The organism is Pseudomonas sp. Ag1 (assembly GCF_000278565.1).
GTDB lineage: Bacteria > Pseudomonadota > Gammaproteobacteria > Pseudomonadales > Pseudomonadaceae > Aquipseudomonas.
Genome location: NZ_AKVH01000081.1, coordinates 1 through 12,862, shown reverse-complemented (window position 1 = coordinate 12,862; position 12,862 = coordinate 1). Strand labels below are relative to the sequence as shown.

At 60.9% G+C, this 12,862-nt stretch carries 10 protein-coding genes; 4 read left to right on the top strand and 6 right to left on the bottom strand.

The window, feature by feature from the left end; genetic code table 11:
* Nucleotides 1-31: 31 nt before the first annotated feature.
* The 4 genes from A462_RS24765 to A462_RS24780 all read left to right on the top strand — a co-directional run bounded on the left by A462_RS24765 (nt 32) and on the right by A462_RS24780 (nt 2,873).
* On the top strand, nt 32-277 hold the full coding sequence (locus A462_RS24765) for a hypothetical protein (protein ID WP_003215011.1): 246 nt from the start codon (nt 32-34) through the stop codon (nt 275-277).
* Nucleotides 278-279: 2 nt separating this feature from the next.
* On the top strand, nt 280-1,104 hold the full coding sequence (locus tag A462_RS24770; RefSeq protein ID WP_008432650.1) for a mechanosensitive ion channel family protein: 825 nt from the start codon (nt 280-282) through the stop codon (nt 1,102-1,104).
* 87 nt (nt 1,105-1,191) lie between these two features.
* The gene (sigX, locus tag A462_RS24775; protein WP_008432648.1) at nt 1,192-1,782 is read left to right on the top strand and encodes an RNA polymerase sigma factor SigX; all 591 of its coding nucleotides are present in this window, start codon (nt 1,192-1,194) and stop codon (nt 1,780-1,782) included.
* A 107-nt stretch (nt 1,783-1,889) separates the two neighbouring features.
* Nucleotides 1,890-2,873 (top strand): OmpA family protein, encoded by a 984-nt coding sequence (locus tag A462_RS24780; RefSeq protein WP_003215016.1) that lies wholly within the window; start codon nt 1,890-1,892, stop codon nt 2,871-2,873.
* Nucleotides 2,874-2,933: 60 nt separating this feature from the next.
* Here A462_RS24780 and cobA read toward each other — a convergent pair whose 3' ends face one another.
* The 6 genes from cobA to A462_RS24810 form a co-directional block, all read right to left on the bottom strand.
* The gene (gene cobA / locus A462_RS24785) at nt 2,934-3,677 is read right to left on the bottom strand and encodes a uroporphyrinogen-III C-methyltransferase (protein ID WP_003215019.1); all 744 of its coding nucleotides are present in this window, start codon (nt 3,675-3,677) and stop codon (nt 2,934-2,936) included.
* Nucleotides 3,678-3,686: 9 nt separating this feature from the next.
* Complete coding sequence (locus A462_RS24790) at nt 3,687-6,395, bottom strand: nitrate reductase (protein ID WP_008432645.1); 2,709 nt, start codon at nt 6,393-6,395, stop codon at nt 3,687-3,689.
* On the bottom strand, nt 6,395-6,712 hold the full coding sequence (nirD, locus tag A462_RS24795; protein ID WP_003215022.1) for a nitrite reductase small subunit NirD: 318 nt from the start codon (nt 6,710-6,712) through the stop codon (nt 6,395-6,397). Before nirD ends, A462_RS24790 begins: the two co-directional genes overlap by 1 nt.
* Nucleotides 6,709-9,162, bottom strand: coding sequence for a nitrite reductase large subunit NirB (gene nirB / locus A462_RS24800; RefSeq protein WP_003215025.1), 2,454 nt, complete (start codon nt 9,160-9,162; stop codon nt 6,709-6,711). Before nirB ends, nirD begins: the two co-directional genes overlap by 4 nt.
* Before the next feature lie 232 nt (nt 9,163-9,394).
* Complete coding sequence (locus A462_RS24805; protein WP_008432642.1) at nt 9,395-11,065, bottom strand: bifunctional protein-serine/threonine kinase/phosphatase; 1,671 nt, start codon at nt 11,063-11,065, stop codon at nt 9,395-9,397.
* Nucleotides 11,065-12,276: a nitrate/nitrite transporter gene (locus A462_RS24810; protein WP_003215029.1), complete on the bottom strand. Its 1,212-nt coding sequence runs from the start codon at nt 12,274-12,276 to the stop codon at nt 11,065-11,067. The genes A462_RS24805 and A462_RS24810 overlap by 1 nt, the downstream gene beginning before the upstream one ends.
* Nucleotides 12,277-12,862 lie beyond the last annotated feature (586 nt).

The following is a 12,862-nucleotide window of genomic DNA, read 5'->3' as shown; positions in this document are numbered from 1 at the left end:
CGTCTTTTAAATCACTTGCGAGAGGTTTTTTATGCACGATCCGTTCGAACAGTCTTTGCGTGACATGCTCAATGCCTCGCCGTCCAACCGGGACGACGATGCTTGCCTGGGTCGCGTCTTGAAAACCGCCAACCGCCAGGTCGGGGCGGGGGATCTGTTCGGTCTGCTTGGCCGCTGGTTGCCGGCGTTGATGATGGCCTTGAACAATGGTTCGGCCCATGTCTCACCGGTTTCCCGTCGTAAACCTCTTGCTCGCACTGCTGATAAGGCTGAATGAATATGGAACTCGATCTCTGGACCCAGAGTCTGGTAACTGCAATGACTGCGTTGTGGACCAAGGTGGCGAATTTCATTCCCAACCTGTTTGGTGCACTGGTGGTGGTACTGCTGGGTTTTGTCGTGGCCAAGCTGCTTGACACCCTGCTTTCCAAGTTGCTGGCTAAGCTGGGTCTTGATCGATTGATGGGTGGCACCGGCCTGACCAAGATTTTGGGGCGTGCCGGGTTGCAAGTGCCGATCTCGACCCTGATCGGCAAGATCGTTTATTGGTTTGTTTTGCTGATTTTTCTGGTTTCTGCGGCTGAATCCCTTGGACTTGAGCGAGTTTCAGCTACGCTCGACATGCTGGCGCTGTATTTGCCGAAAGTATTCGGTGGCGCGCTGGTGTTGCTGGTAGGGGTTTTGCTGGCGCAACTGGCCAATGGCCTGGTGCGTGGGGCGGCTGAAGGCGTGGGTCTGGATTATGCCAGCGGCCTGGGGCGAATTGCCCAGGGTCTGGTGATTATCATCAGTATTTCGGTCGCGATCAGCCAGCTGGAGGTCAAGACCGACCTGCTGAACCATGTGATTGTGATTGTTTTGATTACCGTTGGTCTGGCCGTTGCGCTGGCCATGGGACTGGGAAGCCGGGAAATTGCCGGGCAGATTCTTGCGGGAATCTATGTGCGTGAGCTATATCAGGTTGGGCAACAAGTGCGTGTGGGCGAGGTCGAAGGGCAGATCGAGGAGATCGGCACGGTCAAGACGACAGTGCTGACGGACGATGGCGAACTGGTTTCGCTTTCGAACCGGATCCTGCTGGAACAGCATGTGACTAGCCGCTAACCCGGCGAATCCTGCTAATGTACGCCGCCGCAAACCTGGGTATCCAGGCCATGGCGGACATTGACCTGACTGTCGGCACGACTTGTTTTGAATAAAGCCCAAACGCTGTCCACGCGCTATGACCCCCGTGAGCTCTCTGATGAGGAGTTGGTCGCGCGCGCACACACGGAGCTGTTTCACGTAACACGCGCGTACGAAGAATTGATGCGCAGGTATCAACGCACTCTGTTCAACGTTTGTTCAAGGTATTTAGGGAACGATAGAGATGCGGATGATGTCTGTCAGGAAGTGATGCTCAAGGTGCTATACGGCCTGAAGAACTTCGAGGGAAAATCGAAGTTCAAGACATGGCTCTATAGCATCACGTACAACGAGTGCATCACGCAGTATCGGAAGGAACGGCGAAAGCGTCGCTTGATGGATGCTTTGAGTCTGGACCCCCTTGAGGAAGCGTCTGAGGAAAAGGCGCCTACCCCGGAAGAAAAGGGCGGACTCGATCGCTGGTTGGTGCATGTGAATCCGATTGACCGGGAAATTCTGGTGCTACGATTTGTCGCAGAGCTGGAGTTTCAGGAGATCGCTGACATCATGCATATGGGTTTGAGTGCTACAAAAATGCGTTACAAACGCGCTCTTGATAAATTACGTGAGAAATTTGCGGGCAGCACTGAAACTTAGTGCGTGGCAAATATCTCTTACGTGTAGGCAAGTTCTGTTAGACTTGTCGCCGAGTTGTCCCCCGGTATGTGGGACTGCTTTACAATCACCAGATGGGGATTTAACGGATGAAACTGAAAAACACCTTGGGCTTGGCCATTGGTACTCTTATTGCTGCCACTTCTGTCGGCGCTCTGGCACAAGGCCAAGGCGCAGTTGAAGGCCAGCTGTTTTACAAAAAGCAGTTCAACGATAGCGTCAAACATATCGAAGACGGCTTCAATCCTGGCGCCAGCATCGGTTACTTCCTGACCGACGACGTGTCGATCAACCTGAACTACGACACTACCAACCACACCCGTTCGAACGACGGTACTGGCAACCAGAAGATCAAAGGTGATACCGGCAGCGTTACTGCCCAGTACCACTTCGGTCAAGCTGGCGTCGACTCCCTGCGTCCATACGTAGAGGGCGGTTTCGGCCACCAGAGCCGTACCAACGTTGAAGCTGATGGTCACAAAGGTCGCGATCAATCGACCCTGGCTATCGCTGGCGCTGGTGTGAAGTACTACTTCACCGACAACCTGTTCGCACGTGCTGGTGTTGAAGCTGACTACGCTATCGACAACGGCAAGTGGGACTACTCCGCACTGGTTGGCCTGGGCGTAAACTTCGGCGGCAACGCTGGCAAAACTGCTCCAGCTCCTACCCCAGCACCAGCTCCAGAGCCAACCCCAGAGCCAGAAGCTCCGGTTGCTCAGGTTGTTCGTGTTGAGCTGGACGTGAAGTTCGACTTCGACAAGTCGGTTGTTAAGCCTAACAGCTACGGCGACGTGAAAAACCTCGCTGACTTCATGAAACAGTACCCACAAACCACCACCGTTGTTGAAGGTCACACTGACTCCGTCGGTCCTGACGCTTACAACCAGAAGCTGTCCCAGCGTCGTGCTGACGCTGTTAAGCAAGTCCTGGTCAAAGACGGTATTGCTCCTAACCGTGTAAGCTCGGTTGGTTATGGCAAATCCCGCCCAGTTGCTGACAACGCAACTGAAGCTGGCCGTGCTATCAACCGTCGCGTAGAAGCCTCGGTAGAAGCACAAGCAGCTCAGTAATTACTGAGTTGTAGAAAAAAGCCCGGCTTAGGCCGGGCTTTTTTTCGCCTGTAATTTGCCTCAGGCCGTGGCGCTGGCCAGGGCCGCAAGCGCCTGCGTCGCTTGCGCAACCCGGCCAATCACCAGGATAGCCGGGCTCTTGAGCGCGAATTCGTGCGCATCATCCTGCATCCGGGCGAGGCTGCTGCGGCATTCGCGCTGTTGTGGCAGTGAAGCGTTTTCAATCATCGCCACCGGCATGTCATCGCTCATGCCACCTTCCAGCAATTGCCGGCGGATTTCCCCCAGTTTCGCCACCCCCATATAGATCACCAGCGTCGTGCCGCCCTCGGCCAGGGCCCGCCAATTGAGGCTGCTGTCGTCCTGGGTATGGGCCGTGACCAACGTGACGCCACGGCTGACACCGCGCAACGTCAGCGAGATATCGCAGTTCGTTGCCCCGGCCAGCCCTGCCGTAATGCCGTTGACCAACTCCACTTCCACCCCTTGCTGCCTGAGCCACGCCGCCTCTTCGCCGCCGCGACCAAAAATGCACGGGTCGCCGCCCTTGAGCCGCACCACGCATTTACCCTGCCGGGCATAACGCAACATCAGGCGATGGATAAACGCCTGTGGGGTGGAACGGCAGCCACCGCGTTTGCCCACGGTGATCAGCCGTGCAGCGGGGCAATGCTCCAGCAGCGCCGGGTTGACCAGATCATCGATCAGCACCACATCGGCTTCCCGCAGGGCTCTCACCGCCTTGAGTGTCAGCAGTTCCGGATCGCCGGGGCCTGCGCCCACCAGCCAGACTTTTGCGCTCATATGCTTGCCTCACACTCTGATCGCGATTGGCTGCTTGCCACTCGCCAATAACCGTTTGATTTCCGGCACACAGGAGCCGCATTGCGTGCCGCAACCCAGTTCCTGCTTCAGCCCGTTCAGGTCCAGGCCCCGGGCAATGCCGGCGCAGACCGCGCTTTCGCTGACGTTCTTGCAGTTGCACAGCGTCTTGTTGCTGCTTGAGCCGCCCCCCGGTGGCGCACTCAATGGCGCCAACAACCAGCGGCGTAACTGCTCATCGGTGCGACCTTCCAGCCACAGGCTTTGCAGCCAGTGGCGAGCCAGGGTTTCGCCAGCCAGGCGGATCGCGGTGATACGGCCTTTTTCAATCTTTACCCGCTTGCCAATGGAGCGCCGCGGGTCGTCGTACGCCATCACGGGGCCGTCGTTGAGGCCCAGCAGTTGGTCGATCTGCTTGAGCAGTTCAAGGGCGGGCGCCTCGTGATGCGCCGCACGAATCAGCAGGGCAGGCCGCTCGCGTCCGGTCAGGCTCAGGCTGACGTAGGCAAAGCCGTCACACAGCGGTCGCAACGCTTCGAAGTGTTGCTGCACATCGCCTTCAATCAGCGCAAACAAGTGCCAGGGCAGCCGCACCGCCTCCAGGCGCACGCCGCTGTGCTTGAGTTCCGGCTGTTTGGACAGCGGGTCGAATGCCGGCTGGGTCAGCGCATTTACGCCGCCTTTAAGAAAACGGTCGCCCCAGTGCATCGGCAGGAAAGCCTGGCCGGGACGCACGCTGTCATCGCTGCCGACGGCCACAATCACGCTGCCGCGCCGGCTTTTCAGGCTGACCAGATCCCCTTCCTTCAAGCGATGGCGACGCAGTTCGTCCGGGTGCAGGCTGAGCACTGCTTCACTGACATGGCCGAACAGCTGCGCAGCGGTGCCGGTGCGGCTCATGCCATGCCATTGGTCCCGCAGGCGGCCGGTGATCAGGGTGAGTGGGAAGCGCGCGTCACGCTGCTCCTTGGCGGCGCGATAAGGGTCGGCGACAAAGTGCGCGCGGCCAGTCTCCGTAGGGAAAAATCCGTCGGTGTACAGCCTTGGTGTTCCGCCCACCGCATCGGCCGGGAATGGCCATTGCTGCGGGCCTATCCGGTCCAGCAGCGCGTGGCTGATACCCGACAGGTCCAGGTCCCGCCCACGGGTCAGCAGCTTGTATTCATCAAAGATCTGTGCCGGTTGCTCAAAGGCAAAAAGCCCCGGTTTTCCGGGACAAAGACGCTGCTCCAGGCGTTGGGCAAAATCCACGGTGATTGCCCAGTCCGGCCGCGCTTCCCCAGGTGGGGCGATGGCTCGGCGAACGTGGGAAATGCGCCGCTCAGAGTTGGTCACTGTGCCTTCCTTCTCGCCCCAGCTCGCGGCTGGCAGCAACAGGTCGGCGTAACGCGCCGTCTCGGTTGTACGAAAGGCTTCCTGTAGCACCACGAACGGACACGCTTCCAGGGCCTGGCGCACGGTGTTCTGGTCGGGCAGGGATTGGGCGGGGTTGGTGCACGCGATCCACAAGGCCTTGATCTTGCCGGCCTGCATCTGTTCAAACAATTCGATGGCGGTCAGCCCGGTGCTGGCCGGCAGTTGGTCGACCCCCCAATACGCGGCTACTTCTGCCCGATGTTCGGGGTTGGCAGCCTCACGATGGCCAGGCAGTAAATTCGACAAACTGCCGGTTTCCCGCCCACCCATGGCATTCGGCTGACCCGTCAGGGAGAAAGGTCCGCAGCCAGGGCGGCCGATGGTGCCGGTCGCCAAATGCAGGTTAATCAAGGCGCTGTTCTTCGCGCTGCCGGCGGTGGACTGATTGAGCCCCATGCACCACAACGACAGAAAACTCGCCGAGGTGCCGACCCATTCCGCACACAGGTGCAGTTGCTCGACACTGATCCCGCACAACTGCGTGACCATTTGCGGTGTGTAGTCGTGAACCAGGCGTTTGAGTTCGACCAGGCCGTCGGTATGGGCCTGGATAAAGTCGCGGTCGATCCAGTCTTCCCACAACAGCAAGTGCAGGATCCCATGGAACAATGCGACATCCGTACCCGGCAGAATCGCCAGATGCAGGTCCGCCAAGTCGCAGGTGTCGGTGCGCCGGGGATCAATTACCAGCACTTTCATCTGTGGCCGGCGGGCCTTGGCTTCCTCCAGGCGTCGGAACAACACCGGATGCGCGTAGGCCATGTTACTGCCGACGATCATCACGCAGTCGCTCGACTCCAGGTCCTCGTAGCTGCACGGTGGCGCGTCGGCCCCCAGGCTGCGCTTGTAGCCGACCACCGCCGAAGACATGCACAGCCGCGAGTTGCTGTCGATGTTGTTGGTGCCCACCAGCGCCCGCGCCAGTTTGTTGAAGCTGTAGTAATCCTCGGTCAGCAACTGCCCGGAAATATAGAACGCGACGCTGTCCGGCCCGTGTTCAGCGATGGTTTCGACAAACACGTTCGCCGCGTGCTCCAGGGCGGTATCCCAGTCGGTGCGGCTGCGGGCCAGGCCTTTGCCCAGCCGCAGTTCCGGGTACAACGCGCGGGCCGTGAGGTCTCCGGTGAGGTGCAGGCTGGAGCCCTTGCTGCACAATTTTCCGAAGTTGGCCGGATGACTCGGATCGCCACTGACGCCGAGGATCTGCGAGCCATCATGCTCGATCAGTACGCCGCAACCGACCCCGCAGTAGCAGCAGGTGGACGCGGTGGTCTGGCGGTTCATCAACCGGCGTCCCGCAGCGCCAACATCACCCGGCCGTTTTCCACACGGGCCGGGTGGTGATGGGCGCAGCCGACGTCCGGTGCCTGGGCCTCCCCGGACTCCAGGTCGATCTGCCAGTTGTGCAGCGGGCAGGCCACGCGCTTGCCGTAGATCAAGCCTTGGGACAGCGGGCCACCCTTGTGCGGGCAGCGGTCGTCGAGGGCGAAAACCTCGTCGTCACTGGTACGAAAAATCGCGATGTCGCCTTTTGGCCCGCTGATGATGCGCGAGCCCAGGGCGTTGATTTCTTCGAGGGCGCATATATCCAGCCAGTTCATGCCGGCACCTCCAGCAGTTTGACGGGGATGGTGTCGAATTCCTTTTTCAGCAGCGGCTGTTCCAGGCGTTCTTTCCACGGGTCCTGCTCGAACGACAGGGAGAATTGCAGGCGTTCATTCAACGCCTGGCGCCGCGCCGGGTCTTCCAGTACAGCCTTCTTGATGTGCTCCATGCCGACCCGTTGCAGGTAGTGCACGGTGCGCTCCAGGTAGAAGGCTTCTTCCCGGTAGAGCTGTAGGAAAGCGCCGTTGTATTCGCGCACTTCTTCGGCGGTTTTCAGCTTGACGAAGAACTCGGCGACCTCGGTCTTGATCCCGCCGTTACCGCCGATGTACATCTCCCAGCCGGAATCGACGCCGATGATTCCCACGTCCTTGATCCCCGCTTCCGAGCAGTTGCGCGGGCAGCCGGACACTGCCAGCTTGACCTTGTGGGGCGACCACATATTGAACAGGTCATGTTCCAGCTCAATCCCCAGTTGCGTCGAGTTCTGCGTACCAAAGCGGCAGAACTCGCTGCCGACGCAGGTCTTCACGGTGCGGATGGATTTGCCGTAGGCATGGCCGGATGGCATATCGAGGTCTTTCCACACGCCGGGCAAGTCCTGCTTCTTGATGCCCAGCAAATCGATGCGCTGCCCGCCGGTAACCTTGACCATCGGCACGTTGTACTTGTCGGCCACATCAGCGATGCGCCGCAGTTCCGACGGATTGGTCACACCACCCCACATCCTTGGGACTACCGAGTAGGTGCCGTCTTTCTGAATATTGGCGTGGGCGCGTTCGTTGATCAGGCGCGATTGCGGATCGTCTTTTGCCTCGCCGGGCCAAGTGGAGATCAGGTAGTAGTTGAGTGCCGGGCGGCAGGTGGCACAGCCGTTCGGGGTGCGCCAGTTCAGGTAGCTCATGGTGCCGGCGATGGTCAGCAGGTGCTGGTCGCGGATGGCCTGGCGGATTTGCCCGTGGTTGAGGTCGCTGCAGCCGCAGATGGCTTTTTCGCTTTTCGGTTTGACGTCCGCCGCGCCGCCCACGGTGTTGATCAGGATCTGTTCCACCAGCCCGGCGCAGGAACCGCAGGAACTGGCAGCCTTGGTGTGCTTCTTCACGTCGTCGACGCTGAACAGACCGTGTTCCTGAATCGCCTTGACGATGGTGCCCTTGCACACGCCGTTGCAGCCGCAGACTTCGGCGGTGTCGGCCATGCTCATGGCTTTGTCCTGGCCTTGGTGGCCTACATCGCCCAAAGCATTTTCACCGAACATCAGGTGATCGCGGATCTCGCCAATGGCATGGTTCTCACGGATCTGCCGGAAATACCAGCCGCCGTCAGCCGTATCGCCGTACAGGCAGGCGCCGACGAGGATGTCGTCCTTGATCACCAGCTTCTTGTACACACCGCCAATCGGGTCGGAAAGCGTGATGGTCTCCGTGCCTTCGCCGCCCATGAAGTCCCCGGCGGAGAACAGGTCGATGCCGGTGACTTTCAATTTGGTCGAAGTCACCGAGCCTTGATAGCGCGCGAAACCCAGTTGGGCGAGGTGGTTGGCGCAGACCTTGGCCTGCTCGAACAGCGGTGCCACCAGGCCGTAGGCGATCCCGCGATGGCTGGCGCATTCGCCGATGGCATAGATGCGCGGGTCGTAGGTTTGCAGGGTGTCGTTGACCAGAATCCCACGGTTGCACGGGATGCCGGATTTTTCCGCGAGTTCGGTGTTGGGGCGGATGCCCGCAGCCATCACCACCAGGTCGGCGGGGATCACATCGCCATTCTTGAATTGCACCGAGCCGACGCGGCCGTTGCCGGCGTCATGCAGCGCCTCGGTCTGCTCCTTCAAGCGAAACACCAGGCCACGGCTTTCCAGTTCGGTTTGCAGCAACTGGCCGCTGGTCTTGTCCAATTGCCGTTCCAGCAGCCACTCGCCGATATGCACCACGGTCACGTGCATGCCACGCAGCATCAGGCCGTTGGCGGCCTCCAGGCCCAGCAGGCCGCCGCCGATGACGACCGCGTGCTTGTGGGTCTTGGCGGTGTCGATCATGGCCTGGGTGTCGGCGATGTCGCGGTAGCCGATCACACCCTGCAACGTATTGCCCGGGATCGGCAGGATAAAAGGCGTGGAGCCGGTGGCGATCAGCAGGCGATCGTACTCGGCCTCGCTGCCGTCTTCGGCGATGACTTTGCGTTTGACCCGGTCGATCTGCACCACTTTGCGGTTAAGCAACAGCTTGATGTTGTTATCGAGGTACCAGCTCAAGTCATTGAGCACGATCTCTTCGAAGGTCTGCTCACCGGCCAGCACCGGCGACAGCAAAATGCGGTTGTAATTGGTGTGGGGCTCGGCGCCGAAAACGGTGATGTCGTACAGGTCGCTGCTCAGCTTGAGCAATTCTTCAAGGGTGCGAACCCCGGCCATGCCGTTGCCGATCATCACCAGTTTGAGTTTCTTCATGTCGTTCTCCGCAGTGGCTCGACAAATCGTGCGCAACAAAAAAAGGCGTCCCCGCTACGTAAGTAGCGAGGACGCCTTTGTCCTGGTCCCGTTCTCTCGGGAAGCCCGACCTTCGACGTTGAAGGTGCGGCTATATGTGTGTTGATGGGAAAGCTAATGCAGCGGTTGTGCCAAGTAGGATTTTGGCCGGTTTTGTTAAGTGGCGCGGCGATGTATCGAGAAATTTCGCCTCTTAGTGGTGCAACAGCCAGTACAACAGCACCAGATTGATCAGCAACGACAGCACGGCCAACGTTTGCCAGACCTTCAGCGGTTCGCGCTCCAGCAGCGGTTTTGGTCGCGTGCTCAACTCGCGGCGATCCGCCTGCTCCAGTACCAGCAACCATTCCTCGGCAGTTTCATAACGTTGCTCGGGTTGCGCGGCGACTGCGCGCTCCAGGCTCTGTTGCAGCCAGTCGGGCAGGTCGGGGCGGTAACGGCTGGCGCCGACAAGCGTAGTGAACCTGGGACGCTGGAAAGCTTCGATTTCGCCATAGGGGTAATGCCCGGTGAGCAGGTAATACAAGGTCACACCGACGCTATACAAGTCCTGTTGCGGGGTAGGGCGTTCGCCGTTGAAGGCTTCCGGGGCGATAAAGCTTGGCGTGCCAGGCAACAGGTGCGCGCGATCCTCCGAGAGCCCGGGGCAGTAGGCCAGGCCGAAGTCCAGCACACGCAATTCGCCATCCTCGCCCAGCAGCAGGTTTTCCGGCTTGATGTCGCGGTGCAGGATCTGCCGGCGGTGCAGCAGCCCGACGGCACGCAACAGGCGCTCGGCCAGGGTTTGCCACTGCGCCAGGGGCAATGGGCCCTGGTGCTTGAACAGTTCGGCCAGGGTTTGGCCGGAGTATTCACGCATCACGTAGTACAAATGCTGACGGCCACTGGCTGGATGGACTTCAGGAAACGCGCGGCCGGCGACCCGGCGCAGGAACCATTCCTCTGACAGCAATGCCTGGGCGGCGAACACGTCATCGTCGTGGCTGAGCGGCAAGGTCTTCAGCAGCCACGCCTGTTGATGGGCATCGCGCACCCGATAGAGCAAGGATTGGCGGCTTTGCCCCAACAGCGACTCTACGTGCCAGCCTTCGAAGCGCTGGCCGGGTTTCAGAGGGGGCGGCAGTGGCCATTGCTGCAACTGCACCAGCGCATCGCCGAGGGTGGCGGCGCCAAGCTGGTCGACGCGGACCAGCAGGGCGCTGGCGTTGTCCTGGCTACCGGCCAGGTGCGCGGCGCTGACCAGGGTGTTTACCGCGAGGTCCAGGTCCGACTGTTCCCGCAGGATTGCGCTGATGTTGTTGTCATCCAGGGTCGCCCACACGCCGTCGCTGAGCAGCAGGAAACACTCGCCTGCCTGCAACTCGCCGTCGAGGAAATCCAGCACCAGATGCTGATCCAGGCCCATGGCGCGCTTGAGCACATGCTGCATGCCCGGTTGCTCCCACACATGCTCCTGGCTCAGGCGCTGCAACTGGCCATCGAGCCAGCGATACACCCGGCAATCACCCACATGGGCCAGGGTGAAACGCTGGCCGCGAAACACCAGGGCGCTGAGGGTGGTCAGCAACGGCTGGCCGCCGCCGTTGGCTTGCAGCCAGCGATTCTGGGCCACCAGCAAGCGTTCCAGGGCCTGGGCCACGCCCCAGGTTTGCGGCGTGGCGTAATAGTCCAGGGCCAGCGCTTGCAAGGTCGAGCGTGCAGCCAGTCCGCCATCGGCGCATTGGCTGACGCCATCGGCGATGGCACACAGGTAGCCTTTGCTGGCGGCCAGCTCCGGGGCGGGGGTGACCAGGCGCAAGGCGTCCTGGTTTTCCTGCCGTGGGCCGGTGGCGCTGGCTTGGGCGAAGCTCAGTTGCAGGCTCATCAGACCCGTGCAGCCGTCACCGCAGCCGAGCCCCAGGTGGTTCTCCAGCGACGCTTGACGCCGTACAGGCCGAACCAGGCCAGCACGCCCAGGCTGGCGAACAGCCACAGCGCCAACTGATAGCTGCCGGTGCTTTGCTTGATCGCGCCCATGCCCGCCGCCAGGGCGAAACCGCCGATGCCGCCGGCCATGCCGATCAGGCCGGTCATCACACCAATCTCGCGGTGAAAGCGTTGGGGCACCAGTTGGAAGACTGCACCGTTACCGGCACCCAAACCGAGCATGGTGCACACAAAAAGCGCCAGTGCTGCGTAGGAGCTTGGCAGGTTGAACCCCACCGCCGCGATGCAGATCGCTGCCACGCCGTACATGCCGAGCAGGGTGCGAATCCCGCCGAAACGGTCGGCCAGGGCGCCGCCCAAAGGCCGCATCAGGCTGCCGCCGAATACGCAGGCGGCGGTGTAGTAGCCGGCGGTGACCGGGCTCAGGCCGTATTGGTCGTTGAAATAGCCGGGCAGGGCGCTGGCCAGGCCGATGAAACCACCGAAGGTCACACTGTAGAAGAACATGAACCACCAACTGTCGCGGTCGCCCAGGGCTTTGAAGTAGTCGGCCATGGACTTGGCCTTGGGTCGTTGCGGGGCGTTGCGGGCGAGCCAGGCGAAGACGATCAGCGTCAGGATCAGCGGGATCAGTGCGAAGCCGAACACATTGCTCCAGCCAAACGCGGCGGCGAGCACCGGTGCCAGCAGGGCCGCAAACACCGTCCCGGAGTTGCCGGCGCCGGCGATGCCCATGGCCTTGCCCTGGTGCTCGGCGGGGTACCACTGGGACGCCAAGGGCAGGGCGACGGCGAACGAGGCTCCCGCCATGCCGAGGAACATGCCCAGCAGCAGGGCTTGCTCGTAGCTGTGGATTCCGAGTTTCCAGGCGACGAACAAGGCGCCGATGACAATCACCTGGCCGATCAGGCCGGCGGTCTTGGGGGAGAGTTTGTCGGCGAGCATGCCCATCAGGAACCGCAGCACTGCGCCGGCCAGGATGGGGGTGGCGACCACCAGGCCGCGTTGTTGGGTGGTGAGGTGCAGGTCGGCGGCGATTTGTACCGCCAATGGGCCCAACAGGTACCAGACCATGAAGCTCAGGTCGAAATACAGGAACGCGGCGAACAGGGTCGGGGTGTGACCGGATTTCCAGAAGCTTGATTTCATCACGCACCTCAGCGGTAAGGGGTCTTATGAGAAGGCCTGGTGATGGAGCGGCTGTGGCCGCCCCATCGGCCCCGGGCTATGGGGCCAAAACGAAAAAACGCCGCCACCGGGTTCGCTGGGGCAAACCGGGTGTGCGACGTCTTTGTCGTGGAGGGGGCAACCGCCGTTGGCTACCTGTGGGGATTCTTTAGCAAGAGGTGGGCCAACAGGGGGTGGGGGGGTTGTGGTGTGGTGTGGTGTACATATCCGTTGCTGCGGTAACGGCGGCTTAGGGTTCCGCTCTTACAGCGGGTCACTTTTGGCAAACGCCCCAAAAGTAACCAAAAGGTCTTTGCCCCACCACTCGGWGCCTCGCTTAGGCTCGGCATGCCCGCACTCCGGCACGCTTGCGCGGGCCGCCGCGACGGGCCATCCATGGCCCGGCGCGGCTAAATCGGCATCCTTGCCGATTTACCCGCTCCACCGTGCCTACTTGCGGCCATCGTGGTTRACGGGGCCCGCAGATCAAAATCAAAAGCAAGAGCACAGCGGCCTACCGGCCGGCTTGAGTGTTAAAAGCAAAAGCAAAGACCAGAGCGAAAACAGA